At 44.6% G+C, this 1,267-nt stretch carries 1 protein-coding gene and 1 pseudogene; both read left to right on the top strand.

What is annotated here, in order from left to right; translation table 11 throughout:
- Window positions 1-767, top strand: a 767-nt coding sequence (locus tag BSZ32_RS01350; RefSeq protein WP_105041751.1) for a sugar phosphate isomerase/epimerase family protein, incomplete at its 5' end; no start/stop codon positions are given.
- A gap of 4 nt (window positions 768-771) precedes the next feature.
- Window positions 772-1,267, top strand: a pseudogene (locus BSZ32_RS18590) (hypothetical protein); the annotation flags it as partial.

Genomic DNA, 1,267 nt, shown 5'->3' with positions numbered 1-1,267 from the left:
GGGTTAATAAGTTCACTACTAAGTTTCAGTATGCGGGCTATGATTACGCGGAGGAAACGACTCATGGCCTACTTATGCCATCAAAGAGTGATGAAAAATTTGCAGTGATGCTAAAAAAACTAAACGAGAGCAAAGTGCGAGTGAAAGCTTGTAATAGCTTTATGCCTGGGTCGCTTAGGAGCGTGGGTAAGGATGCTAATCACGAGGGAGTGCTGAACCGTGCAGATACAGTCTTCAAACGCGCTAAGCTAGCTGGCGTGGAGGGTATTGTCTTTGGAAGCTCTGGATCACGAAGATTAAAAGAGGGAGATAAGCGTGAAGATGCTGAGAAGCAGTTTGTCGAACTGCTAAAGAAGATGGCTCCACTAGCGCACGCTCAAGGAGTAGAGATCTGGCTAGAGCCACTGAATAGAAAAGAAGATAATTTCATCAACACACAAGTGGAGGGCGCCGCTATTATTGAAAAAGTGAATCACCCGGCCCTAGGGATGGTGTGTGATATTTTCCATGTGGCCCGTAATGAAGAACCTCCTGAAGACATCATGAAGACTGTGAACTTTGTGCGGCATTGTCATATCGCGGAGAAGAAGAAACGTTCTGCACCCGGGACGGAGCAGTATGATTTCACCCCTTATCTGAAGGCATTACATAAAGCTAAATATAGCGGTAGTGTCTCCATGGAATGCGGATGGGACAATCTTGATACACGTCCTGCTAGTGCTCTTAAGTATCTGAAAAATCAGGTCGCTTCAATGAAATCCAAATAAAAAGATGAAGAAATTATTTATTACGATGCTGCTTCTATGCAGTAATACTATTACTCTACAGGCTCAAAAATCTCCTTACTTAACTTATAATAATGTTCCAATGGGGAGTGCGCAAAGACCTCTAGTTCTGCGGACTTTTATGCCTAAGGTGGGTCTAACAGATGAGGCTTTACCGAACCATCACCTGGGATTAAATTCACCAATATATAGTCCTGGAGCTGGTAAGGATGTGAAAGGTGAGTACAAGCCTATCACTGGATTGCCTGCCGCCATTGGAGTCAATCACGGCCCGAAGCTTTCTTATTGCTGGGACACTGTTGAGTGTAGGTTACTCTATGTATGGGATGGCGGGTTCATGAATATGAAGAACTACTGGGGTGATCCTAAGCGAGGAAACAGGCAGTCATTTGGATATGTGCCCGAGCTTGTTGGTAATCTCTTTTACTTAGCGAAAGGCAAACATCCTATTGTTGTGGACGGTGTCTCGGTTGTGACTCTGA

This window comes from Rubritalea profundi (assembly GCF_002954445.1).
GTDB classification, from domain to species: Bacteria; Verrucomicrobiota; Verrucomicrobiia; order Verrucomicrobiales; family Akkermansiaceae; genus Rubritalea; species Rubritalea profundi.
The sequence above is the reverse complement of the archived record's forward strand: the minus strand, read 5'-3'. Positions and strand labels throughout refer to the sequence as shown.